We start from the raw sequence: 23607 nt of genomic DNA on the forward strand, positions 1-23607 counted from the left end.
CGAACTGTTTCTGGCCGGAGGCCGAGGGAGGGAGCTAGCTCGCGATGGCGGTGTGTCGGGTGATGAAGATGTGACTGACAGGCCGCCGTCGCGGGCAAGCGCGCTCCTACAGATGCGAACACCGGCCCGTAGCAGCACGGCTTGCCGGCGGGGGCGATTTTGACGCCGCCGACGCCGGCAAGCCGGACTGCTACGGGTTTGGTGGGGTGGCCTCGAAGTGTTTCTGGCCGGGGGCCGTGGGAGGGAGCTTGCTGGCGATGGCGGTGTCTCGGGTAATGAAGATGTGACTGACAGGCCGCCGTCGCGGGCAAGCGCGCTCCTACAGATGCGAACACCAGCCCGTAGCAGCACGGCTTGCCGGCGGGGGCGATTTTGAGGACGTCCCCGCCGGCAAGCCGTGCTGCTACGGAGCTGTGTACAACCAAAGATTTTGATCTTGCTTTTGATCTTGGTGCGCGATGGTTCAGGCGACACAGGGCGCGACGTTAAGGCGCCAGGCCGAGCGCAGGTGTCGTGGAGGGGGATGAGCGGCAGGGATGCCGCGAAAGCCGTGCGGGCCATGGATGGCCCATCATGGCGTGCCCCCGGAACGGCGCCGGAGTCGAGGGAAGTCCGAAGGACCCCAGCCTGTCGCAGGGCTTTTTTGGTTACTTTTTCAGCTCTTGGAAAAAGTGACCCGCCGTAAGGGCGGAAAGCCAAATCAGCATCACCCTCGGGAACGGATATACACGCAACGTCAGCGTCGCCAGCCGACGCGGAGCGTCAAGACATCCGTTACCACGCGGAGCGTGGGAACGATCACCATAGGAACGATCAGCAAGCCTCAGAATTTAGTTCCATCGTCATAACGCCAACACCCCGGCGCTGCCGATATAAACATTCAATACCCATCACCACGCCATCACCCCCGATACGGGCCTACACTGACCTTATCCGTAGAAAAGATCATTTTTTAACCGGATCGAGGCAACTGTCATGCAAACCACAATAAAAAGACAATGCGTTTATGTAGTCGCCGTTGCAGTGGTTCTGGCCATTTATGGCGCAGGCGCCTACCGGATCGAACAACTGCGACAACAGCCACGCGGCGCCCTGGTCTGCACCTTCGGCCATTGCGCCCCCGCCGATGCCACCTTCAGCTCACTGCGCTGACCTATCCAGCTGACTCGATAAAACGGCACGTGCACGCTATCGATTAGGAAGCTAACGGATTAGACTGGGCACACTCCCCCGCCGTGATTGCGGCGGGTCAAACTGCCTGTTCGAGTCCTGCCCCGTGACCAGTCTGAATCAATCCCATACGGACATCCGCAGCATTCTTTTCGCGCTGATGATGGCCGTCTTTCTCAGTGCGCTGGACCAGACCATAGTCGCGGTCTCGATGCCCGCCATCTCGGCCCAGTTCAACGACTTCGACCTCCTCGCCTGGGTGATCTCGGCCTACATGGTAGCCCTGACCGTCGCCGTGCCGATTTACGGCAAACTGGGCGACCTGTACGGCCGCAGGCGCCTGATGCTGTTTGGCCTGGGAACCTTCACCCTCGCCTCGCTGTTCTGCGCCATGGCGCAAAACATGGAACAACTGGTGCTGGCGCGAGTGCTGCAGGGTATTGGTGCGGGCGGGATGGTCTCGGTCAGCCAGGCCATCATCGGCGACATCGTGCCACCCCGCGAGCGTGGCCGCTATCAGGGTTATTTCAGCAGCATGTACGCGGTGGCCAGTGTCGCGGGCCCTGTGCTCGGCGGTTTCATGACTGAATACCTGTCCTGGCGCTGGGTGTTCATCATCAACCTGCCGCTGGGGTTCATTGCCTGGTGGGTGGCGCGCAAGACTCTCATCGGCCTGCCGGTTCCGCAACGCAAGCCGATCATCGACTACCTGGGAACGGTGCTGATGATCGTCGGCCTGACCGCGCTGCTCCTGGGCATCACCGAAATTGGTCAGGGCCACAGCTGGCGCAACCCTCATGTGCTGACGCAACTGGGTGTCGCCCTGCTGGCACTGATGCTGTTCGTTGTCCATGAACGCCGCGCGCGCGAGCCATTGCTGCCGATGCACCTGTTCGCCAACCGCAGTGCAGTGTTGTGCTGGTGCACGGTGTTCTTCACCAACTTCCAGGCCATTTCGCTGATCGTCCTGCTGCCCTTGCGCTTTCAGACCGTCACCGGCGGCGGCGCGGACAGTGCAGCGCTGCACCTGATGCCGCTGGCCATCGGCATGCCCATGGGCGCCTACTTCGGCGGCCGCCGCACCTCGCTGACCGGCCATTACAAACCCATCATCCTCAGCGGCGCGTTGCTGATGCCACTGACCATCATCGGCATTGCCTTCACCCCGGCGGACTCGGTGATTCTGACCAGCCTGTTCATGGTGCTGACCGGCATCGCCTGCGGCTTGCAGTTCCCGACGTCGCTGGTGGGCTCGCAGAATTCAGTGCAAATGAAAGACATGGGCGTGGCCACCAGCACCACCAACCTGTTCCGCTCGCTGGGCGGCGCGGTGGGTGTGGCGAGCATGTCGGCGCTGTTGCTGGCGATGCTGGCAGGCTCCGGTCTGGATCAGCTCAGCGCTGGCGCGATCGGTGGCGAGGGGCAGTCCGGGAACCTGTTGATGGACAGCCTGAACAAGGTCAGCGGCCCGGCGCTTGAGCTGTTGCGAGGTCAATTAGCGATGACGTTCCAGCACTTGTTGCTGGCAAGCGCCGCCGTTTCGTTACTGGGGTTGTCGGCGGCGCTGGCGATGCCCAACACCGTGTTGCGTGGCCGCGAAGACAAGGACCGCTGAACGGCCCGTTGCTGTCGCCCGGCTGAATGACAGAAATTTCAGGGTAAAGAGCAGGTAAACCACCTGTTCAACCCGGTAGAACCTAGGTATAGATGCAGGCTATGCGCCACGCCGTTATAGTGCGGTGGCATCGGCTGGGCGCCGGGGCGCAGCGCCTCGCAAGGCGGGGCTGTAACGAAGCATATCCAGAACGGTATCGACCAGTCGTTCGGCGTCCTCGTACAGAGGGAAGCTGTCAGGCACCAGTAACCACTGGCCCAGAATGCCGTGTATATAAGCATGCAGACAAACGGCCGCTCGCTGCGAGTCCAGGTCAGCGGGGAGCTGCCCCTGACGCGCGGCGTTGCCGAGGGCCAGGGCGATTCGCTCGTTGGCGTCGAGCCAGACGAATTGACGCTGGCGCCGCATGTCGCACATTTCATCGGTGAATTCGAATTTATGAAAAAGAATTTCATTGATGCGGCGGGTTTTTGGGTCCGTAGCAACTTGCTGAAACAAATGAACCAGAAGCTTACGTGTCCATCCCAAAGGGTCCAATTCGTCGGCGCTCTCGCTGGCGCGCGCCATTTCTTCCAGCGGCTCATGCAGGCTGTCGAGCATCGCCTGCACCAGATCGGCCTTGTTGCTGAAGTGCCAGTAGATGGCGCCCCGAGTCACCCCTGCCAGGGTCGCGATGTCGGCCAGCGTGGTGCGCGCCACGCCGCGCTCGAAGAAAGCCTGCTCGGCGGCTTCAAGAATCTGCCTGCGCGTTTCCAGTGCTTCCTCTTTCGTGCGTCGAACCATGGCAGTAAAACCTCAATGAAGATGCTTCAGGCTCTGCGGTCGAGTGGCCTGAACAGCATAGCGGGCGGCATTTGTATTGCCTTGTCCCGCGAGAGCGATCGATACCGGCAGTGCGTTCGTCTGTCGCACGTGCGGGTGTTTACAAACAACCGTGAACGTAAGTATATTCATTAGCTTGCTACTTATCCAGCCGGAAAACCCTTTAAGCCCTTTTCACTTCTCATGAGCGTTGCTCCTGACCCGAGGATTTTCATGCAATTCAAGCCAGCTGTTACCGTACTGGTCACTGCCGTCGCCCTGGCATCGCTGCTCAGCGGATGCAGTAAGAAGGAAGAAGCGGCAGCTGCTGCCCCACCACCTCCTCAGGTCGGCGTCGTGACCATCCAGCCCCAGCCCTACACGCTGGTTTCCGACCTGCCGGGCCGCACCACCGCCTACCGCGTCGCTGAAGTGCGTCCGCAGGTCAACGGCATCATCCTCAAGCGCATGTTCACCGAAGGCACCGACGTCAAGGCCGGCCAGCAGCTGTATCAGATCGATCCAGCGGTGTATGAAGCCAACCTGAACAGCGCCAAGGCGACCTACGATGCCACCAACTCGCTGGCCGGTCGCTACAAGCAGCTGATCAACGAACAGGCCGTGAGCCGTCAGGAATACGACACCGCAGTGGGCAACGCCCGCGAAGCCCAGGCTGCCGTGCAGAACGCCGAAATCAACCTGCGCTACACCAAAGTGTATGCGCCGATTTCCGGTCGTATCGGTCGCTCGCTCGTGACTGAAGGCGCCCTGGTCAGCAATGGCCAGACCGATGCGATGGCCACCATTCAGCAACTGGACCCGATCTACGTCGACGTGATCCAGTCCTCGACCGAGATGCTGCGTCTGCGCCGCGAACTGGAAAGCGGCAAGCTGCAGAAGGCCGGTGACAACGCCGCCAAGGTCAAGCTGACCCTGGAAGACAACAGCCAGTACCCGGTTGACGGCAAGCTTGAGTTCTCCGAAGTATCGGTCGACCAGACCACAGGTTCCGTGACCCTGCGTGCAGTGTTCCCGAATCCGAACCACACCCTGCTGCCTGGCATGTTCGTGCACGCCCGCCTGCAATCCGGTGTGAACGAGAAGGCAATCCTGGTGCCGCAACAAGGCGTGACCCGTGACCTGAAAGGCACACCGACCGCCCTGGTGGTCAACCAGGACAACAAGGTCGAGCTGCGCAGCCTGGTGGCCACCCGTACCAGCGGCACTGACTGGGTCGTGGACAAGGGCCTGAACCCGGGTGATCGCGTGATCACCGAAGGCCTGCAGTACGTCAAGCCGGGCGCCCAGGTGACTGTAGCGGACGCCACCAACGTGAAACCGGCTGCCGCCCCGGCTCCCGCCCAAGGGAGTAACTGATTCATGTCGAAGTTTTTCATCGATCGACCCATTTTCGCGTGGGTTATCGCCCTCGTGATCATGCTGGTCGGCACGCTGTCGATTCTCAAGCTGCCGATCAACCAGTATCCGGCCATTGCGCCACCGGCCATCGCCATTCAGGTGACCTACCCGGGTGCCTCTGCACAGACCGTGCAGGACACCGTGGTGCAGGTCATCGAACAGCAGATGAACGGTATCGACAACCTGCGTTACATCTCCTCTGAAAGTAACTCCGATGGCAGCATGACCATCACCGTTACCTTCAACCAGGGGACCAACCCGGACATCGCTCAGGTTCAGGTACAGAACAAGCTCAACCTGGCCACCCCGCTGCTGCCGCAAGAAGTGCAGCAGCAGGGTCTGCGCGTGACCAAGGCGGTGAAGAACTTCCTGCTGGTGATCGGCCTGGTATCCGAAGACGGCAGCATGGGCAAGGAAGACTTGTCCAACTACATCGTCTCCAACATCCAGGACCAGATCGCCCGTACCCCGGGTGTGGGTGACTTCCAGGTGTTCGGTGCCCAGTACGCGATGCGCATCTGGCTCGACCCGGACAAGCTGAACAACTATCAGCTGACCCCGGTCGACGTGAAAGCTGCGATCACCGCGCAGAACGTTCAGGTGTCGTCCGGCCAGATCGGCGGCCTGCCTGCGGTCAAGGGCCAGCAGCTCAACGCCACCATCATCGGCAAGACCCGCCTGCAGAACGCCGACCAGTTCGGCAACATCCTGCTCAAGGTCAACCAGGACGGTTCGCAAGTCCGCCTCAAAGACGTCGCGACCATCGGCCTGGGCGGCGAGAACTACAGCGTCGATGCACAGTTCAACGGCAAACCGGCTTCGGGCCTGGCGATCAAGCTGGCGACCGGTGCCAACGCACTGGACACCTCCAAGGCCATCCGCGAGACGATCAGCCGTCTGGAGCCGTTCTTCCCGCCTGGCATGAAAGCGGTCTACCCGTACGACACCACGCCTGTGGTCCAGGAATCCATCACCGGCGTGGTCCACACCCTGGGTGAGGCGATCATCCTGGTGTTCCTGGTGATGTACCTGTTCCTGCAGAACTTCCGCGCCACCATCATCACCACCATGACGGTGCCGGTGGTATTGCTCGGTACCTTCGGGATCCTCGCGGCAGCCGGCTTCACCATCAACACCCTGACCATGTTCGGTATGGTGCTGGCCATCGGCTTGCTGGTGGACGACGCCATCGTCGTGGTGGAAAACGTCGAGCGGGTGATGGCCGAGGAGCATCTGTCGCCTCGGGAAGCCACCCGCAAGTCCATGGAGCAGATCCAGGGCGCTCTGGTCGGTATCGCCATGGTGCTGTCGGCGGTACTGCTGCCGATGGCCTTCTTCGGAGGCTCCACGGGCGTGATCTACCGGCAGTTCTCGATCACCGTGGTGTCTGCCATGGCGCTGTCGGTACTGGTCGCGCTGGTCTTCACCCCGGCGCTGTGCGCCACGATGCTCAAGCCCATCGACCCTGAAAAGCACGGCCAGCCGCGCAAGGGTTTCTTTGGCTGGTTCAACCGTACTTTCGACCGCAGCGTATTGAGCTATGAGCGCGGCGTCAGCAACGTCATTCGCCACAAATTCCCGGCGTTCCTGGCGTACCTGTTGATCTTCGCCGGCATGATCTGGATGTTCACCCGCATCCCGACCGCGTTCCTGCCAGAAGAAGACCAGGGCGTGATCTTCGCCCAGGTCCAGACTCCACCCGGCTCCACCGCCGAGCGGACCCAGGGCACCCTGGACAAGATGCGCGAATTCCTGCTGACCGACCCGGGCGTCAAATCGGTGTTCTCGGTCAACGGCTTCAACTTCGCAGGTCGCGGTCAGAGTTCGGGCCTGGCATTCGTGCTGCTCAAGCCGTGGGATGAGCGTGATTCGTCCAACAGCGTGTTCGAAGTCGCCAAGCGTGCCCAGCAACACTTCTTCGGCTTCCGTGACGCGATGTCCTTCGCCGTGGTGCCACCTGCGGTACTGGAACTGGGTAACGCCACCGGTTTCGACCTGTACCTGCAGGACCAGGCAGGCCTGGGCCATGAAAAACTCATGCAGGCACGTAACCAGCTGCTGGGCCTGGCTTCGCAGAGCAAGATCCTGGCAGGCGTGCGCCCCAACGGCCTGACGGACGAGCCGCAATACCAGCTGAACATCGATGACGAAAAAGCCCGCGCCCTTGGCGTGACGCAAACCGACATCAACACCACGCTGTCGGTGGCGATGGGCGGTAACTATGTCAACGACTTCATCGACCGCGGTCGGGTGAAGAAGGTCTACATCATGGGTAATCCCAAGTCGCGGATGAGCCCTGAGGACCTGAACAAGTGGTACGTGCGTAACGCCAGCGGGACCATGGTGCCGTTCAGCGCCTTCGCCACCGGCGAGTGGGTCTACGGTTCGCCAAAACTGTCGCGCTACAACGGTGTACCGGCCGAGGAGATTCTCGGTACTCCGGCGCCGGGCTACAGTACCGGTCAGGCGATGGCCGAGATCGAGAAGCTGGCGCAGCAGTTGCCGCAGGGCATCGGTTATTCCTGGACGGGTCTGTCGTTCGAAGAACGTCTCTCCGGCTCCCAGGCACCGGCGCTGTATGCAATTTCGGTACTGGTGGTATTCCTCTGCCTGGCAGCGCTGTACGAAAGCTGGTCGATTCCGATTGCCGTACTGCTCGTGGTGCCGCTGGGTGTCATCGGTGCACTGATGGCGACCAGTCTGCGAGGGCTGTCCAACGACGTGTTCTTCCAGGTAGGCCTTTTGGTGACGGTGGGTCTGGCGGCGAAGAACGCGATTCTGATCGTCGAGTTCGCCAAGGAACTGCATGAGCAAGGCAAGTCGTTGATCGACGCAGCGGTCGAAGCGTGCCGGATGCGTCTGCGCCCGATCGTGATGACGTCTGCCGCGTTCATCCTCGGTGTGGTGCCGCTGACCATCTCCACCGGCGCAGGCTCCGGCAGCCAGCATTCGATCGGTACAGGCGTGATCGGCGGTATGATTACCGCGACCATCCTGGCGATCTTCTGGGTACCGCTGTTCTTCGTATCGGTGTCCGGGTTGTTCAAGAGCAAACAGAAACATATCCCACACGATGAGGCTGGCCAATGAGCAAGTCCCTGATCTCTCTGGCAGTGACCGCGATCGTTCTTAGCGGCTGCTCGTTGATCCCCGATTACAAGCAGCCTGCAGCACCGGTGGCCGCCCAGTATCCGCAAGGCCCGGCGTATTCGCCGGCCCAGGCGGCGAACCAGGCCGCCGCCGAGCAGGGCTGGCGCCAGTTCTTCCAGGACCCGGCGCTGCAACAGCTGATTCAGACTGCCCTCGAAAACAACCGCGACCTGCGTGTCGCGGCCTTGAACATCGACGCCTTCCGGGCGCAGTACCGCATCCAGCGTGCGGACCTGTACCCGGCGGTCGCGGCTGACGCCACCGGGACCCGCCAGCGGGTGCCGGCCGATCTGTCCCAGAGCGGCCAGGCCGGCATCACCAGCCAGTACTCGGTGGGCCTGGGTGTCAGCGCCTATGAACTGGACCTGTTCGGTCGCGTTCGCAGCCTGAGCGAGCAAGCCCTGCAGACGTACTTCTCCAGCGAAGAAGCCCGCCGCAGCACGCAGATCAGCCTGGTGGCCAACGTCGCCAACGCCTACCTGACCTGGCAGGCCGACAAAGAGCTGTACAAGGTGACGCAGGACACCCTCGGCGCCTTCGAAGAAAGCTTCCGTCTGACCTCGCGCAGCAGCGAAGTCGGCGTGGCCTCGGCACTGGACCTGGCGCAGTCGCGCACGTCCGTCGAGAGCGCCCGGGTCAAGCTGGCGCAGTACCAGCGCCTGGTGGCACAGGATGAGAACAACCTCGTCCTGCTGCTGGGTACCGGTCTGCCAGCCAACCTGCCAGCGTCCAAACCGCTGAGCGCCGACATGCTCAACGAGATGCCACCTGGCCTGCCGTCCGAACTGCTGCAACGCCGGCCTGACATCCTGCAGGCCGAGTACAGCCTCAAGGCTGCCAACGCCAACATCGGCGCGGCCCGTGCGGCGTTCTTCCCCAGCATCAGCCTGACGGCCAGTGCCGGGACCGCCAGCGGTGATCTGAGTGGCCTGTTCAAGGGCGGTTCGGGCACCTGGCTGTTCACGCCGAAGATCAACCTGCCGATCTTCAACGCCGGCAGCCTGCGCGCCAGCCTGGACTACTCCAAGATCCAGAAAGACATCGGCGTTGCCAACTACGAGAAGGCGATTCAGACCGCGTTCCAGGAAGTCTCCGACGGCCTGGCCTCGCGCAAGACCTTTACCGACCAGCTCAAGGCGCAGACCGATTTCGTCACCGCCAACCAGGACTACTACCGCCTGGCCGAGCGTCGTTATCGTATCGGCGTCGACAGCAACCTGACCTTCCTCGACGCCCAGCGTCAGTTGTTCAGCGCGCAGCAGTCGTTGATCACCGATCGCCTGTCGCAGCTGACCAGTGAGGTCAACCTGTACAAGGCATTGGGTGGCGGCTGGTACGAACAGACCCAGACCGGCGAGAAGAAGCCGACGGCGGGCGACGTGCCGCCGATGCGGATGTTCTGATTCATCGCTTCATAAAAAACCCACCTCTTGGTGGGTTTTTTATTGCCTCGGATTACCGTACCGCCGAGATCCCGTAGCAGCACGGCTTGCCGGCGGGGGCGGTTGATCAGACAGAGATGTATTGCCTGGCACGACGCTCCCGCCGGCAAGCCGTGCTGCTACGGGATCGCGGCGCTCGCTCAGCTCAGCAGAAACTCCGTCACGCGCAAGGTGAACACCTCGCCCAATTCAACATTGGACAGGTGCGCCGCGTAGTAATCCGAGAGCTGGCAACCGGCAATGTGGTTCTGGATGAAGTGCCCGTCGGCCACGGTGGTCACAGCATCGTGGCTGCCGCAGATCATCAGCGTCGGCACCGTGATCGTGTGCAACTGCTTGCGGAAATCGGCATCGCGTACCGCCGCGCAACAGGCCGCGTAGCCCAGGGAGGAAGTCGAGGCCAGTACGTCGGTCACCGGCGTAACCTTGTCGGCGTGGTCCCGTGCGAAGTCCGGGGTAAACCAGCGTCCTACGGCACCGGCGCCCAGCTCCTTCATTGCCTGTTCGCCGCCCTCCTCCACCATCTTGATGCGCGGGTCCCACATTTCCGGACCGCCGATCTTGGCTGCGGTGTTGCACAGGATCAGTTTGTGCAGGCGGTCATTGGCGTGAATACCCAGCCACTGGCCGATCAGGCCGCCCATGGACAACCCGCAGAAATGCGCCTGCTTGATCTTCAGCGCATCGAGCAGCGCCAGCACATCGCGCCCCAGTTGCTCGATGGTGTACGGCCCTTGGGTCACGAGGGATTTGCCATGGCCGCGGGTGTCGTAACGCACCACCCGGAACGACTTGCTCAACGCCGGAACCTGCGCGTCCCACATGTGCAGGTCGGTCCCCAGCGAGTTGGACATCACCAGCACCGGCGCATTGGCTGGGCCGTCGATCTGGTAATGCATTTCACCGTCTTCAAGTTGTACGAATGCCATAGCAGCTCCCTTTTATGTCGAGCACTTTGCGAGAAAGTCATTGAAGAGTATGGATGACGCGCGCCCGATCGCAGGCGCGCGTAATGACGTCAGTGATCTTCGTGCAGGTATTCTGGCTTCTTCGGCAGACGCAGGCTGAAGAGGAAAGCGATCGCCATCATGGCGGTCACGTACCAGTAGAAGGTGTTTTCCGAGCCCATGTTCTTGAAGCTCAGGGCCACGAATTCCGCCGAGCCGCCGAAGATGGCGTTGGCCACGGCGTACGCCAGGCCCACGCCCAGCGCGCGGACATGCACCGGGAACATCTCGGCCTTCACCAGGCCACTGATCGAGGTGTAGAAGCTGACGATGGCCAGCGCCAGGGTGATCAGCACGAAGGCCAGAACCGGGCTGGTGGTGGTTTTCAATGTCATCAGGATCGGCACCGTGCAAATTGTGCCCAGGCCTGCGAACCACAGCATCGAGGCACGACGCCCGATCTTGTCGGCCAGCGCGCCGAACACCGGCTGCATGCACATGTACAGGAACAGCGCCCCGGTCATGATGTAGCTGGCGGTCTTGGCGTCCATGTGCACGGTGTTCACCAGGTATTTCTGCATGTACGTGGTGAAGGTGTAGAAAATCAGCGAGCCACCGGCGGTGTAACCCAGCACGGTGATGAACGCGCCGGAGTGATTGCGGAACAGCGCGGACATGCTGCCGGCATCCTTGTCCTGGCGCACTTCGGCGGTGGTGGTTTCCTTGAGCGAGCGACGCAGCAGCAGCGAGATCACGGCGGCGATGGCACCCACCACGAACGGAATCCGCCAGCCGTAGGCCTTGAGTTCGTCAGCGCTGAGAAATTGCTGCAGGATCACGACCGTCAGCACGGCGAGCAGTTGGCCGCCGATCAGGGTCACGTACTGGAACGAGGCGAAGAAACCGCGCTGTCCGCGCAGGGCCACCTCACTCATGTAGGTGGCCGTGGTGCCGTATTCGCCACCCACCGACAAGCCCTGGAACAGGCGCGCCACCAGCAGCAGGAATGGCGCCCAGGCACCGATCGAGGCGTAGGTGGGCAGGCAGGCGATCACCAGCGAGCCTGCGCACATCATCAGGACCGAGATCATCATGGAGTTCTTGCGGCCATGTTTGTCGGCCACGCGGCCAAACAGCCAGCCACCGATAGGACGCATCAGGAAGCCCGCAGCGAACACGCCTGCGGTGTTGAGCAGTTGCACGGTCGGGTCGTCGGACGGGAAGAAAGCCGGTGCGAAATAGATGGCGCAGAAGGCGTAGACGTAGAAGTCGAACCATTCCACGAGGTTGCCCGAAGAGGCACCCACAATCGCAAAGATCCGTTTGCTCCTTTCTTCTCCGGTGTAGTGAGTCGTTGTCATTATTGTTTCCCCATATTTTTTAAAGGCCAGTCAGTCTACGACATAACCTGTAACACTAAGACTTAAGCAGTAACACTTCGACATCACAAGGACAACCGCCCAAGCCCTCGGGTTGCCTTTTCGTGGAGGCAACCTGATGGGCTCGGGTGGTTGATCGCGTTGTGTGGCGTTTATCTTTCTATTGCCAGGGCCAGGCCCTGTCCTACGCCGACGCACATGGTGGCAAGTCCCTTGCTGCCGCCGGTTTTTTCCAATTGATGCAACGCCGTCAGCACCAGACGCGCCCCGCTCATCCCCAGAGGATGGCCAAGGGAAATGGCGCCGCCGTTCGGGTTGACCTTGGGTGAATCGTCCGCCAGACCCAGCTCGCGCATCACCGCCAGGCCCTGGCTTGCGAAGGCTTCGTTGAGTTCGATGACGTCGAAGTCCGACACCGCCAGGCCCAGGCGCTCGACCAGCTTGCGCACCGCAGGCACAGGGCCCACGCCCATCACCCGAGGTTCGACACCGGCGCTGGCCATGCCCAGTACGCGAGCGCGTGGGGTCAGGCCGTGTTTCTTGACGGCTTCGGCGGAGGCCAGAATCAGCGCCACCGCGCCATCGTTCAGGCCCGCTGCGTTGCCTGCCGTGACCGTCTTGCCAGGGCCGTTGACCGGTTTGAGCTTGCTCAGCGCTTCCATGTTGGTGTCGGCGCGTGGGTGCTCGTCCTTGTCGACGATGGTTTCGCCCTTCTTGTGGGGGATGCGCACCGGCACGATTTCTTCAGCGAAAAAGCCGCTGGCCTGGGCTGCTGCAGTGCGCTGCTGGCTGCGCAGGGCAAAGGCGTCCTGGTCTTCGCGGGACACCTTGAAGTCTTCGGCAACGTTGTCGCCGGTTTGCGGCATGGTTTCCACGCCATACTGGTCTTTCATCTGCGGGTTGACGAAACGCCAGCCCAGGGTGGTGTCTTCCAGTTTCTGGCCGCGGCCAAAGGCGGCGTCGGCCTTGCCCATCACGAACGGCGCACGGGACATGGACTCCACGCCGCCAGCGATCGCCAGCTCCATCTCGCCGCTGGCAATCGCACGGAACGCACTGCCCACGGCATCGAGGCCAGAGGCGCACAGGCGGTTGAGGGTCACGCCCGGTACGGTGTACGGCAGGCCCGCCAGCAGTGCGGCCATGCGCGCCACGTTGCGGTTGTCTTCGCCGGCCTGGTTCGCGCAACCGAGGAACACCTCGTCCACCTCGTTCCAGTTCACCGATGGATTGCGTTCCATCAGGGCCTTGATCGGCAGCGCGGCCAGATCGTCAGCACGAACGGTGGCCAACGCGCCGCCAAACCGGCCAATCGGAGTGCGGATTGCATCGCAGATAAAAACGTCACGCATCATGTTTCTCCCATTACCTGACCATGTCTGGCAACGGCACACGCTTGCATCGCCAGGATGTGATGGAGGTTATGCCTGAGCGCACAGCGGGACAATCCGATAATCGACTAAGCGTTCGATAACCGAACAGATCCTGTGAGCGTCTCATCCCGTAGCAGTCCGGCTTGCCGGCGTCGACGGTTTCAAGATCGCCCCCGCCGGCAAGCCGTGCTGCTACGGTGCGCGGTCAGCCCTGGATATACAGAACGCCACAGCTCCCGTAGCAGCCGGGCTTGACCGCGGGAGCAATCTCAAGAACGCCGCCGCCCGCAAGCGAACTCAGGTAAACAACTGCGCACTCAAATCCCGGCTGGCATCAAGCATGATCGGCAAGAACTTCTGCTCCAGTTCACTGCGCGCCACTCGCCCGGCGCTGGTGCTCACGTTCAACGCCGCCAACACCTGGCCCGAGGCGTCATACACCGGCACGGCAATCGAGCGCAGGCCCTGTTCCAGTTCCTGATCGACGATGCACCAGCCCTGCTGGCGAACCTGCTGCAGGCATTCGAGCAAGGCCTCGGGCGTGCACAGGGTGCGGCTGGTCTTGGGCTGAAGGTCAGCGTGATCCAGATATTCATGCAATGACACATCGTCTAGCGCTGCCAGCAGAATCCGGCCCATCGAGGTGCAATAGGCCGGGAGGCGCCCGCCCACGGCCAGATCCACCGAAATCAGCCGCTGGGTAGTCGCAGAACGGGCTATATAGAGAATGTCGTCCCCTTCGAGCGTGGCCATGTTGCAGGCCTCGTGCAGTTGGTTGCTCATCCGGTCCAGGTAGGGCTGGGACGAAACAGCCAACGGTGTCGACGAGAGATACGCATGACCCAGGGTCAACACCTTCGGCAGTAACGAATAGGTACGTCCGTCAGTGGTGGCGTAACCGAGTTTGATCAGCGTGTGCAGGCAACGTCTGACCGCCGCGCGGGGAATTTCGGTGCGATGGCTGATCTGCGCGATGGTCAAGTGACGCTTGCGCTCCTGAAACGCATGAATGACCGCCAGCCCACGGGCCAGCGACGTCATGAAATCAGGATCACCGGTGAGGGCGGCAATGCGTTTGGCAGGTGATGCGACGATGGGCGGAGCCAGCGAGGCGAATGAATTACGCAGTTGATCGTTCATCTTGACACCGTTCGTCGCAGCCACGCAGGCCATCTATAGCGCCACTCTCGCCTCTTTTTGGAACGACGGCAAGGGGGATTTGGGCGATTATCGAACGACTGGCCGATAATCGCAATTGACCCGCTGCGCTGTTGCTTATACCTTTCACACGCCACTGTGTGGCTTCTTGGAAATACTGGTCAGGTACCCACTGAGAAGTCCCAGGCAACGGCCTTGCTAACCGCAAGGCCGTTTTTGTCTCTACGCCCTTCATCAACAATGTCATTTGTAGACATTCAGATACATTCCGCCGATCCCCCGATGCGTAACTCCATGGAATTACGCCGCCAGTTTTTTGTCTCAGGCATTCTGCAACAGAGATAACAAACTTCTGTCACGACATCCGCTGCTACAAACTTCGGACGCTTCGTACAAGAAATCGGATTTAATCCTCATTAATTCAATTACGGCTTTGCACAGAGTTGACTCAAGCGTTCTTCTTGGAGATAGTACTCGTCAATTGACATGCTATTACGCCATGGCGCGGGCTTCCCAGACCAACAAGGCCTGGATCCAATCCACGCAACGCGTGCACTACCCGAGTGCATTGCCCGGCGATAGACAGGCCGCAAGCCTGGTCAATACGCCAGTACTCTGGCAACCCGGATCAAAGTGAATGTAGCTACGACAGCTTTGTCGTTCTGGTGTACGTAGCCGCTTGTGACAGAAGTGTTCAATACTGTTGCCCAAGACTCGTCGCGTTGGTTGTTTTCCAGTCGACTTGCCGATGGCCTTCAGTACTTCCCGCCACTGCGTTATCGCCAGAATCAAACTCGACACCATCAGGTAACAACGTGACCAAAGATGAACTGCGCGCAGAATTAGAGCGCCAGGAACAACGTTACAAGGAAGTCTACGGCGGTGAGGTAACCACCTACGCCGCTCAGCCCGAGCCTGAACGCAAGCCATGGCGCAAACGTGCCAGCCTGCTCGACCAGGCGTTCAAGCAAGAACTGCAGAAAATGGAAAACGAGCTCAAAGAAGAGCCGTGAATCTTCCAGGCTGCCCAAGGCTTCAAGCAGGACGACCATCACGCCCTGCCTGCACCCGACCCGGTTTCAGCTAAGGTTGAAGCATGCCTTTTGCTTCCTGACAGGAAGTCAATGGGGTGGCTGGACAGAAATTTCGCCGCAGATCGCTACCAATTGGCGGCTTGCCTATCGATTAGTTTTTTTTCTGTCATAATCCCGCCCCCTTAATACCGGGTCAGAAAACCTTCCATGATCGATTTATTCAGCGGACTGGATGCCTGGGTGATTGTGAGCCTGCTGCTCGCCCTGGCTTTCGTCCTCACCTTCGAGTTCATCAACGGCTTTCATGACACCGCCAACGCGGTGGCGACAGTCATTTACACCAAGGCCATGCCGCCCCACCTGGCGGTGTTTTTCTCTGGTGTGTTCAACTTCCTCGGGGTGCTGCTCGGGGGCGTCGGCGTGGCTTATGCCATCGTTCACCTGTTGCCGGTCGAGTTGCTGATCAACGTCAACACCGGTCACGGTCTGGCGATGGTGTTCTCGTTGCTGGCGGCCGCGATCACCTGGAACCTGGGTACCTGGTACTTCGGCATTCCGGCGTCGAGCTCCCACACGCTGATCGGCTCGATCCTGGGCGTGGGCCTGGCCAACGCACTGATCAATCACATTCCGTTGGCCGATGGCGTGAACTGGCAGAAGGCGATCGATATCGGTGCCTCGCTGGTGTTCTCGCCGCTGATGGGCTTTATCGTCGCGGCCCTGGTGCTGATCGGCCTGAAGGCCTGGCGCCCGCTGTCCAAGATGCACAAGACCCCGGAACAGCGCCGCACCATCGACGACAAGAAGCACCCGCCATTCTGGAATCGCCTGGTATTGGTGATCTCGGCCATGGCTGTCAGCTTCGTGCACGGCTCCAACGACGGTCAGAAAGGCATCGGCCTGATCATGCTGGTGTTGATCGGTATCGTGCCGGCGCAGTTCGTACTCGACCTGAGCACCACCACCTACCAGATCGAGCGCACCCGCGACGCGACCCTGCACCTGTCCCAGTTCTATCAGCGCAACAATGCGACGCTGGGCGAATACCTGGCGCTGGGCAAGTCGAAAACCGGGGACCTGCCCGAGCGTTTCAGTTGCAACCCGGAGCAGACCGAGCCGACCATCGACGCGCTGCTCAACACCCTCAAGGGCGTGACCGACTACCACAGCCTGGCACCGGAGCACCGTATCGAAGTGCGCCGCTACCTGCTGTGCCTGGATGACACTGCACGCAAGGTCAGCAAGCTGCCATCGCTGGACGCGCGGGAAAAATCCGATCTTGAGAAACTGCGCAAGGACCTGACGACCACCACCGAATACGCACCGTTCTGGGTAATCCTGGCGGTCGCTCTGGCGCTGGGTATCGGCACCATGGTCGGGTGGAAACGTGTGGTGCTGACCATCGGTGAGAAAATCGGCAAGCAGGGCATGACCTACGCCCAGGGCATGTCGGCGCAGATCACCACCGCCAGCGCCATCGCCCTGGCCAACGTGTTCGCGTTGCCGGTTTCGACCACCCACATCCTGTCTTCGGGTGTGGCCGGGACCATGGTCGCCAACAAGAGCGGCCTGCAAGGCGGCACCGTGCGCAACATCCTGCTGGCGTGGGTATTGACGCTGCCGGCAACCGTCGCGTTGTCGGCCGGCCTGTTCTGGCTGGCGTCCAAAGCGTTGGCGTGATGCACACCTGACCGGCTTGCCAGCGGCGGCGCTCTTGAGATCGCCCCGCGGGCAAGCCCGGCTGCTACGGAAACTGTGACATACGACCCGTAGCCCGGCCGGGCGGCGCTCCGCTTGCCGGCGGGGGTGTCCTCAAGATCGCCCCGCCGGCAAGCCGCGCTGCTACTAGCTTTAGCGCCGCTTCTTGCTCCCGCCCAACAACGATCCCATCAAGCCCCGCACCAACTCCCGGCCAATCTGACTGGCCGCCTGGCGCATGGCGCTCTTGACCGCCTGCCCCGCCAATCCGCCGAGAAACCCGCCCGCCATATCGGCAAACCCGCCCTCGGACTTTTCTTCGGCTGCCGGTGCCGCCTGGGCCTCTGGCACCTTGCGCGCCAGCAACATCTCGTAGGCCGATTCACGATCGACCGGTTTGTCGTAATGCCCGGCCAGTGGCGATTGCGCGATCAGCGCAGCACGCTCGGCTTCGCTCAACGGCCCGATACGCGATTGCGGCGGCGCCACCAGCACGCGCCTGACCATCTCCGGGGTGCCCTTTTCCTGCAACGTCCCCACCAACGCCTCGCCGATCCCCAGCTCGGTGAGCACCGCCAGCGCATCAAATTCAGGATTGGGACGAAAGCCATCCGCCACGGCCTTCAGGGATTTCTGCTCCTTGCTGGTGAAGGCCCTTAACCCGTGCTGAACCCGCAACCCCAGTTGCGCCAGGATGTTGTCAGGCAAATCCCCGGGGGACTGGGTCACGAAATACACCCCCACACCCTTGGAGCGAATCAACCGAACCACCTGTTCAAGACGATCCTGCAAGGCCTTGGGCGTGTCGGCGAACAGCAAATGCGCCTCGTCGAAGAACAGGGCCAGCAGCGGTTTGTCGGCGTCTCCGCGTTCGGGCAGTTGCTCGAACAACTCGGCCAGCAGCCACAACAGAAAGGTCGCGTAGACCTTGGGCGCCTCATGCACCAGACGACTGGCGTCGAGCAGATGAATGCGCCCTCGCCCATCGCTGGCCGGTTGCAGGATGTCTTCGAGTTGCAACGCCGGCTCGCCAAACAAGGCTTCAGCGCCCTGCTGCTCCAGCACTGCAAGCCTGCGCAACAGCGCCTGGCTGGAGCCGGTAGTCATCAAGGCACTGTCTTCACCCAGTACCTGCGGGTTGTCGCGCAGGTAGTTGAGCAGCGCCTTGAGGTCCTTGATGTCCAGCAACAACAGCCCTTCGCGGTCGGCGACCTTGAACGCCGCGTACAACGCAGACTGCTGGCTGTCGGTCAGTTCAAGCAGGGATCCCAGCAGCAATGGCCCCATTTCCGACAGCGTCGTGCGCAACGGATGACCGGACTGGCCATGCACATCCCACAGCGTGACCGGATAAGCCTGGGGCTTGTGATTGAGCCACGGCATCCCGGCGATCCGCTCGGCGATCTTGCCCTGTGGATTGCCCGCTGCACCCAGCCCGCACAGATCGCCTTTGATGTCGGCGGCGAACACCGCTACACCGGCATCGCTGAATACTTCTGCCAGACGCTGCAGGGTCACGGTTTTTCCGGTCCCGGTCGCGCCCGCCACCAGTCCGTGGCGGTTGGCCAGGCGCATGGCCTGCCCGACCGGCTGGCCGTCGAGGCTGGCGCCGATGAGTATCTGTAGAGAATCCTGCATGTCGTCACCCACGGGTCGTGTCTGTAGAAAAACATGGCCGTCGGCGGCGAACCTCGACAGCCGGCGACGGTTTCTTCACTCTAGTTCAACCCGCGAAATGACCACTACAATGGCGCGCGACCCAACGAGGCTTGCCGAACATCCCTCCCTGCGGACGGTCCACACAGGACGCAAAACAAAAAGGTGCCCATCGTGCATACCCCAGAACGGCCCGCCCGGTCCGCCCCCTTGAGCCATGATTCCGGGCCCGCCGCGTGAAGCGACTCCTATGGCTGGCTGTCATTCTCATCCTGGCCCTGTCGATCCCCTTCTTCATGGGCGGCCTCGACATGTTTCATCGTCTGCGCAACTTTCCGCTGCTGCTGTTGCTGGGGATGTTCGCCATGGTGCTGGTGGGCTGGTGCATGAACACCATGCGCCTGCGTCTGCTGCTGGGAGACAGTGCCCAGGGCATCGGCATGCGCAAGAGCCTGGCAGTGGTCATGGCCACCGAGTTCGCCTACTGCGCGACGCCCGGAGGCAGCGGTGCGCCGCTGACGCTGGTGGCGCTGCTGTCACGTTGTGGCATCGGCCCGGCCAAGAGCACGGCGGCCTTTGCCACTGACCAACTCAATGACCTGCTGTTCTTTCTGCTGGCCCTGATCGGCATCCTGATTTACGCGGTATTCCACAAGCTCAGTGAAAACCTGGAATGGATGCTCATCGCCAGCGCCTTGCTGATCGGCGCGGGGTTGTGCGCCTGCGCAGGGTTCGCCCGTTATCACCGACGCATCATCCTGTTCAACGGAAAGCTGCTAAAGGCCCTCAAGCGCAAGAACAGCACCCGCATCCGCTGGGCGCGCAAGCTGCTGCATTTTCGTGACGCCCTGGCCGAAACCTGGAAGATGCCCCACCGGATCCTGTTCAAGGTGTTCGTGCTCACGTGCATCCACTGGAGCCTGCGCTACAGCGTGATGTATTTGGCGTTGCTGGGGTTGGGCGTGGATATTGACTGGGCGTGGACGTTTCTGGTGCAGATGCTGTCGCTCAGTGCCGGTCAATTCAGCCTGTCGCCGGGCGGCGCAGGTGCAGCAGAACTGACCTCGGCCGCGCTGCTGGCGCCCATGGTCGGGAAATCGACGGCGGCGGCTGCGATCCTGATCTGGCGCATCGTCACCTATTACTTCTATCTGGTAGCGGGCGGGCCAGTGTTCCTGCTGATGGTGGGCAGGCCGCTGTTGATGAAGCTACTGCGGATCAAGACTGCCTGAAGGCTCGTCATCGGACTTGGCGTCAGGCCTCAACTGCTCCCACAACTGCGCCGCACCTTCAAAGTCAGTGCCATCCTCAGGCGACAGGGCGTCAGGGTCATAGCGGCTCAGGCAACCCTCGCCCAGGGTGGGCGGTGCCTTGGATGTGGCTTTGTCTAGGGGGTTGGTCATGGTGAAAGACTCCAGAATGCTGCCTGTAGGAGCGCGCGTGCCCGCGACCACGTCCATCCTGACACCTATGATGTGTCTGACACGGCCGGTCGCGGGCAAGCGCGCTCCTACAATTGGCGATTAGTCAAACACTACGGTCTTGTTGTCATGCACCAGCACGCGGTCTTCCAGGTGCGCGCGCAGGCCGCGAGCCAGGACCATCTTCTCGACGTCACGACCGAAACGCACCATGTTCTCGATGCTGTCGCGATGGCTGACACGCACCACGTCCTGCTCGATGATGGGACCTGCGTCCAGCTCTTCGGTGACGTAGTGGCAGGTCGCGCCGATCAGCTTCACGCCGCGCAGCGACGCCTGGTGGTACGGCTTGGCACCGACGAACGACGGCAGGAAGCTGTGGTGGATGTTGATCACCTGATGCGCGTATTCGCGGCACAGCTGCGGCGGCAGGATCTGCATGTAGCGCGCCAGTACCACGACATCGGCTTCATGCTGCTTGACCAGACGCGAGACTTCGGCGAACGCCGGCTCCTTGTCTTTCGGATCGACCGGAACATGGTAGTAAGGGATGTTGTGCCACTCGACCATGCTGCGCAGGTCCTGGTGGTTGGAAATCACGCAGGCGATTTCGCAGTCCAGTTCATCGCTGTGCCAGCGGTGCAACAAGTCCGCCAGGCAATGCGATTCACGGCTGGCCATGAGCACGACGCGCTTTTTCTGATCCGAATCAGTGATGCGCCAATCCATCGAAAACTCTTCGGCGATAGGCGCGAACGCCTCGCGGAATCCCTCGATATCGAACGGCAGGGTATCGGCACGGATTTCATGACGCATGAAAAACCAGCCGCTGAGGTTGTCAGAGTGATGGCTCGCTTCGGTAATCCAGCCGTTGTACGACGCCAGAAAGTTACTGACTTTGGCAACGATGCCGACGCGGTCCGGGCAAGCAATCACCAGACGAAAAGTGCGCATGAGGGGAAACTCCAGAACTTCGCAAAGGCGGCTATTCTAGCGATTACCCGGCGACTGTGCAGTATTTGGGTGAGGATGATTTTGCAGGGCCCGAATCAGGATCCGATCGGCGGTAATGGGTCAGTGTTTTCGAGGCGCGCGCACCTGCCACGCCGGCCCGCGATAACTGCACTAAACAGAGGCGCTGTTTTGCACCGGGCTGCACAACTCTTGTTTCTTCGAACGACCTTTTTGTACAGCTATTTCAAAATGCGTCAGATAAAACTTATCTTAAATGTTTACTTGGCCTAATACTCTGCCTATTATTGCGTCATTACGACGTGCCCATCACAACATAGGTAGCCCTCATGTCCCTGATCAACGAATACCGCGCAACAGAAGAAGCCATCAAAGAACTGCAAGCCCGCCTGCAAAACCTGCAAGCAGACGACAAACTGCAGAAAGAACTTGAGTTCGAAGGCAAACTGCGCACGCTGATGGGCGAATACCAGAAATCCCTGCGCGACATCATTGCGCTGCTGGATCCAGAATCCAAACTGAAAGCACCACGCGGCGCAGTCGTCAAAACTACCGGCACCAAGCGCGCACGCAAGGTCAAGCAATACAAGAACCCGCACAACGGCGAAATCATCGAAACCAAAGGCGGCAACCACAAGACTCTGAAAGAGTGGAAAGCCAAGTGGGGCGGTGACGAAGTTGAAAGCTGGGCAACCCTGCTGGGCTAATCCCCCGGGTAGTACGCCAGCCGTTGTACAGTGATGTGCGACATGAAAAAACGCCAGCCGATGCTGGCGTTTTTTATGGGTCGGCTTGCGGGTTCGATAACGTTCACAACCCCACGCGTTGCTGAAGTTGCAATGCGTAGTCCTGCCACTGGCTCAGCACCTTGAGCTGCTCTGGCGTGGCCTTGAGCGACTGTTCGATCAGGGCGCGGGTAAAGGCTTTGAGCGTGTTCGGCGCCCCGGCCTGCGGATCACTCAGGCGCAACTGGCAAAAGCTCAGCCAGCGCTGATGCTCCTCGACAGTCAGGGTTTCCGAGAAATTGCGTGCCCTGTAGCGGAACAGTAATTCGGGAAGTCGTGGATCATCGAATGGCCACGCCTCTTTGCCCAGTTGTTGCGGCTCGGCAATACGAACCTGTTCACAAAGCCGGCGATCGCGGTCGTTGATAAAACCATCATACAACTGCTGTTCAGGATCCTGGCTGACAGCGAATTCCTCGCTGGCATAAACCGTTTTCAACTTGTCCTGCCAGATTTCCTGACCTTCCCGCAGCGCGATGGTACGCTGCCTGTAGACATCCAGATCCAACTCTAAGCGCTGACGATCTTCCTCGCGCAGCACGCTAAAAGGTGCGACTACCGGGCATTTGTTTATATGCAGTAACTTGAGGGGAACCGGCAATTCGCCTTCGCCCAGGTCCTCGCGCCGGGTATATAAGCGCTGGCGCAAGGTTTCGCCGTCTTGCTCCAACAACGGGCGAGGGTCGTGGAACAGATCGCAGACAATCAGTGCGTTGCGATTGGTCGGGTGCCAGGCCAGCGGGACAACAATGCTCAAATAACTTCGCGCTGCGGAAAACCGCCCCGATATATGCACCAGCGGTTGCAGCAGGCGTATCTGGTCCTGGACCTTGTGCTTGCTGCGCAACTGGAAAAGATAGTCGTAGAGCTTGGGTTGTTTGTCACGAATCAGACGCGCGAGCGAAATAGTTGCCCGCACGTCCGAGAGTGCGTCATGGGCCTGCCCGTGATCGATGCCATTGGCGGCAGTCAGCCGTTCAAGCTTGAGCGTGACACGGCCCTCTTCCTGCGGCCACACGATACCTTCCGGGCGCAGGGCATAGGCCGTACGCACCACATCGATCAGATCCCAGCGGCTGTTGCCGCCCTGCCACTCACGTCCGTATGGATCGAAGAAGTTGCGGTACAGGCTGTAGCGCGTCATCTCGTCATCGAAACGCAGGGTGTTGTAGCCCGCGCCACAGGTGCCCGGCAAGGACAGTTCGGCGTGCACGCGGGTCATGAAATCAGCTTCGCACAACCCTTTCTCGGCCAGCCGGTCCGGGGTGATGCCGGTCACCAGGCACGCGGCCGGATGCGGCAGGATGTCATCGCTGGGCTGGCAATAGAGATTGACCGGCTCGCCGATCTCGTTGAGCTGATCGTCGGTGCGAATGCCTGCCACCTGCAGCGGCCGGTCATTGCGCGGATTGATCCCTGTGGTTTCGTAGTCGTACCAGAAGATGCTGGAAGTCACGGGTGGATCCTGAACAGATGATCGGCGCAGTTTAACAGATGAACCCTCGTCGCCTGACCGCCCGAGGCCGGCACTGACAATTAGAGACGTTTCCCACAGCTCTGCGATGAAACCTCCGGTTGCTTAGCACT

The 23607-nt window shown here is 60.9% G+C and carries 18 protein-coding genes; 9 read left to right on the forward strand and 9 right to left on the reverse strand.

Going from position 1 to position 23607, the window contains the following annotated elements:
* Positions 1–975 precede the first annotated feature (975 nt).
* Both ACIPO9_RS13765 and ACIPO9_RS13770 read left to right on the forward strand, forming a co-directional pair.
* The gene (locus ACIPO9_RS13765; RefSeq protein WP_274134801.1) at positions 976–1152 is read left to right on the forward strand and encodes a hypothetical protein; all 177 of its coding nucleotides are present in this window, start codon (positions 976–978) and stop codon (positions 1150–1152) included.
* Between the two features lie 124 nt (positions 1153–1276).
* The gene (locus tag ACIPO9_RS13770) at positions 1277–2785 is read left to right on the forward strand and encodes an MDR family MFS transporter (RefSeq protein WP_400604682.1); all 1509 of its coding nucleotides are present in this window, start codon (positions 1277–1279) and stop codon (positions 2783–2785) included.
* A 114-nt stretch (positions 2786–2899) separates the two neighbouring features.
* Here ACIPO9_RS13770 and ACIPO9_RS13775 read toward each other — a convergent pair whose 3' ends face one another.
* Complete coding sequence (locus ACIPO9_RS13775; protein WP_400604684.1) at positions 2900–3568, reverse strand: TetR family transcriptional regulator; 669 nt, start codon at positions 3566–3568, stop codon at positions 2900–2902.
* A 252-nt stretch (positions 3569–3820) separates the two neighbouring features.
* Between ACIPO9_RS13775 and ACIPO9_RS13780 the strand changes: the two genes are divergently transcribed.
* The 3 genes from ACIPO9_RS13780 to ACIPO9_RS13790 are packed head-to-tail and all read left to right on the forward strand — an operon-like array spanning position 3821 to position 9558.
* Complete coding sequence (locus tag ACIPO9_RS13780) at positions 3821–4963, forward strand: efflux RND transporter periplasmic adaptor subunit (protein WP_274134798.1); 1143 nt, start codon at positions 3821–3823, stop codon at positions 4961–4963.
* A gap of 3 nt (positions 4964–4966) precedes the next feature.
* A complete protein-coding gene (locus ACIPO9_RS13785) occupies positions 4967–8095 on the forward strand; it encodes an efflux RND transporter permease subunit (RefSeq protein ID WP_274134797.1) in 3129 nt (1042 codons plus the stop codon).
* The gene (locus tag ACIPO9_RS13790; protein ID WP_274134795.1) at positions 8092–9558 is read left to right on the forward strand and encodes an AdeC/AdeK/OprM family multidrug efflux complex outer membrane factor; all 1467 of its coding nucleotides are present in this window, start codon (positions 8092–8094) and stop codon (positions 9556–9558) included. Before ACIPO9_RS13785 ends, ACIPO9_RS13790 begins: the two co-directional genes overlap by 4 nt.
* Before the next feature lie 179 nt (positions 9559–9737).
* Here ACIPO9_RS13790 and pcaD read toward each other — a convergent pair whose 3' ends face one another.
* The 4 genes from pcaD to pcaR all read right to left on the reverse strand — a co-directional run bounded on the left by pcaD (position 9738) and on the right by pcaR (position 14436).
* Entirely contained in the window at positions 9738–10526 is a 789-nt protein-coding gene (gene pcaD / locus ACIPO9_RS13795) for a 3-oxoadipate enol-lactonase (RefSeq protein ID WP_400781486.1), read from the reverse strand.
* Between the two features lie 89 nt (positions 10527–10615).
* Positions 10616–11905 (reverse strand): MFS family transporter, encoded by a 1290-nt coding sequence (locus ACIPO9_RS13800; protein WP_400781488.1) that lies wholly within the window; start codon positions 11903–11905, stop codon positions 10616–10618.
* A gap of 170 nt (positions 11906–12075) precedes the next feature.
* A complete protein-coding gene (gene pcaF, locus ACIPO9_RS13805) occupies positions 12076–13278 on the reverse strand; it encodes a 3-oxoadipyl-CoA thiolase (RefSeq protein WP_400781490.1) in 1203 nt (400 codons plus the stop codon).
* Between the two features lie 315 nt (positions 13279–13593).
* The gene (pcaR, locus tag ACIPO9_RS13810) at positions 13594–14436 is read right to left on the reverse strand and encodes a pca regulon transcriptional regulator PcaR (protein ID WP_274134786.1); all 843 of its coding nucleotides are present in this window, start codon (positions 14434–14436) and stop codon (positions 13594–13596) included.
* 833 nt (positions 14437–15269) lie between these two features.
* On the opposite strand from pcaR, the gene ACIPO9_RS13815 reads away from it, so the two are divergent.
* Both ACIPO9_RS13815 and ACIPO9_RS13820 read left to right on the forward strand, forming a co-directional pair.
* Positions 15270–15467, forward strand: coding sequence for a hypothetical protein (locus tag ACIPO9_RS13815; protein ID WP_274134785.1), 198 nt, complete (start codon positions 15270–15272; stop codon positions 15465–15467).
* 228 nt (positions 15468–15695) lie between these two features.
* On the forward strand, positions 15696–17168 hold the full coding sequence (locus tag ACIPO9_RS13820; RefSeq protein WP_274134783.1) for an inorganic phosphate transporter: 1473 nt from the start codon (positions 15696–15698) through the stop codon (positions 17166–17168).
* Between the two features lie 171 nt (positions 17169–17339).
* Here ACIPO9_RS13820 and ACIPO9_RS13825 read toward each other — a convergent pair whose 3' ends face one another.
* Positions 17340–18824, reverse strand: coding sequence for a helicase HerA-like domain-containing protein (locus ACIPO9_RS13825; RefSeq protein WP_400781493.1), 1485 nt, complete (start codon positions 18822–18824; stop codon positions 17340–17342).
* A 254-nt stretch (positions 18825–19078) separates the two neighbouring features.
* Here ACIPO9_RS13825 and ACIPO9_RS13830 point away from each other — a divergent pair, with 254 nt between their 5' ends.
* Complete coding sequence (locus ACIPO9_RS13830) at positions 19079–20074, forward strand: YbhN family protein (protein WP_400781495.1); 996 nt, start codon at positions 19079–19081, stop codon at positions 20072–20074.
* On the opposite strand, the gene ACIPO9_RS13835 is transcribed toward ACIPO9_RS13830, so the two are convergent.
* Together ACIPO9_RS13835 and purU are read right to left on the reverse strand one after the other, a co-directional pair.
* The gene (locus tag ACIPO9_RS13835; RefSeq protein ID WP_400781497.1) at positions 20051–20245 is read right to left on the reverse strand and encodes a hypothetical protein; all 195 of its coding nucleotides are present in this window, start codon (positions 20243–20245) and stop codon (positions 20051–20053) included. The two genes, ACIPO9_RS13830 and ACIPO9_RS13835, sit on opposite strands and share 24 nt — an antisense overlap.
* A 120-nt stretch (positions 20246–20365) precedes the next feature.
* Complete coding sequence (gene purU / locus ACIPO9_RS13840; RefSeq protein WP_274134776.1) at positions 20366–21217, reverse strand: formyltetrahydrofolate deformylase; 852 nt, start codon at positions 21215–21217, stop codon at positions 20366–20368.
* Between the two features lie 347 nt (positions 21218–21564).
* Here purU and mvaT point away from each other — a divergent pair, with 347 nt between their 5' ends.
* On the forward strand, positions 21565–21942 hold the full coding sequence (gene mvaT, locus ACIPO9_RS13845; RefSeq protein WP_400604697.1) for a histone-like nucleoid-structuring protein MvaT: 378 nt from the start codon (positions 21565–21567) through the stop codon (positions 21940–21942).
* A 103-nt stretch (positions 21943–22045) separates the two neighbouring features.
* Here the strand turns inward: mvaT and sbcB are convergent, their stop codons facing one another.
* Positions 22046–23476, reverse strand: a complete 1431-nt coding sequence (gene sbcB, locus ACIPO9_RS13850) for an exodeoxyribonuclease I (protein WP_400604699.1) — start codon at positions 23474–23476, stop codon at positions 22046–22048.
* Positions 23477–23607: the final 131 nt, after the last annotated feature.

Source organism: Pseudomonas sp. NPDC090203, assembly GCF_044746765.1.
In the GTDB taxonomy this organism is placed as follows: domain Bacteria; phylum Pseudomonadota; class Gammaproteobacteria; order Pseudomonadales; family Pseudomonadaceae; genus Aquipseudomonas; species Aquipseudomonas putida_AD.

Coding starts and splice junctions, on each gene's coding strand:
- ACIPO9_RS13790 (WP_274134795.1), top strand. CDS start 8,092: ATGAGCAAGTCCCTGATCTCTCTGGCAGTGACCGCGATCGTTCTTAGC.
- mvaT (WP_400604697.1), top strand. CDS start 21,565: ATGTCCCTGATCAACGAATACCGCGCAACAGAAGAAGCCATCAAAGAA.
- ACIPO9_RS13825 (WP_400781493.1), bottom strand. CDS start 18,824: ATGCAGGATTCTCTACAGATACTCATCGGCGCCAGCCTCGACGGCCAG.
- pcaD (WP_400781486.1), bottom strand. CDS start 10,526: ATGGCATTCGTACAACTTGAAGACGGTGAAATGCATTACCAGATCGAC.
- ACIPO9_RS13800 (WP_400781488.1), bottom strand. CDS start 11,905: ATGACAACGACTCACTACACCGGAGAAGAAAGGAGCAAACGGATCTTT.
- ACIPO9_RS13775 (WP_400604684.1), bottom strand. CDS start 3,568: ATGGTTCGACGCACGAAAGAGGAAGCACTGGAAACGCGCAGGCAGATT.
- ACIPO9_RS13765 (WP_274134801.1), top strand. CDS start 976: ATGCAAACCACAATAAAAAGACAATGCGTTTATGTAGTCGCCGTTGCA.
- ACIPO9_RS13780 (WP_274134798.1), top strand. CDS start 3,821: ATGCAATTCAAGCCAGCTGTTACCGTACTGGTCACTGCCGTCGCCCTG.
- ACIPO9_RS13835 (WP_400781497.1), bottom strand. CDS start 20,245: ATGACCAACCCCCTAGACAAAGCCACATCCAAGGCACCGCCCACCCTG.
- ACIPO9_RS13785 (WP_274134797.1), top strand. CDS start 4,967: ATGTCGAAGTTTTTCATCGATCGACCCATTTTCGCGTGGGTTATCGCC.
- purU (WP_274134776.1), bottom strand. CDS start 21,217: ATGCGCACTTTTCGTCTGGTGATTGCTTGCCCGGACCGCGTCGGCATC.
- ACIPO9_RS13820 (WP_274134783.1), top strand. CDS start 15,696: ATGATCGATTTATTCAGCGGACTGGATGCCTGGGTGATTGTGAGCCTG.
- pcaF (WP_400781490.1), bottom strand. CDS start 13,278: ATGATGCGTGACGTTTTTATCTGCGATGCAATCCGCACTCCGATTGGC.
- pcaR (WP_274134786.1), bottom strand. CDS start 14,436: ATGAACGATCAACTGCGTAATTCATTCGCCTCGCTGGCTCCGCCCATC.